Source organism: Aerococcus sp. L_32, assembly GCF_050689315.1.
In genome coordinates this window covers 1-555 of record NZ_JBOEQF010001204.1, presented here as the reverse complement: position 1 = coordinate 555, position 555 = coordinate 1, and the positions used below count along the sequence as shown (strand labels likewise).

Annotated in this window: 1 protein-coding gene; it reads left to right on the top strand. The window is 44.9% G+C overall.

The features are described from left to right. Positions 1–555, top strand: a 555-nt coding sequence (locus tag ACRCJ0_RS18945) for a S1C family serine protease (RefSeq protein ID WP_431391747.1), incomplete at both ends; no start/stop codon positions are given.

The following is a 555-nucleotide window of genomic DNA, read 5'->3' as shown; positions in this document are numbered from 1 at the left end:
GGGGACACTGCTTATGTTGTCACTAACAATCACGTAATTGACGGGGCAGATGCGATTAATATTATTATGGCTGATGGTACCCAAGTTGAGGCTGAAGTGGTTGGTTCTGATCCATGGACTGACTTAGCGGTATTGAAGATTTCTTCAGATGTTGTGACAACAGTTGCTGAATTTGGGGATTCTGATAGCTTGAAAGTAGGGGAACCTGCGATTGCAATTGGTTCACCTTTAGGTTCTGAATATGCAACAACTGTGACGCAAGGGATTATCTCTGGTTTAGACCGTTCGGTAGCTATTGATATAGATGGCGACGGCACATCTGACTGGGTCGCAAATGTTATTCAAACAGATGCGGCGATTAACCCTGGTAACTCTGGTGGTGCTTTATTAAATGCTGCTGGACAAGTGATTGGGATTAACTCGATGAAAGTTTCTAGTGACCAAGTAGAGGGTATGGGCTTTGCCATCCCAGCAGGTGAGGTGCAAACAATCATTGGTGAACTGGAAGCCAATGGCGAAATTGTCCGTCCGGAATTAGGTGTATCTATGGTTGAC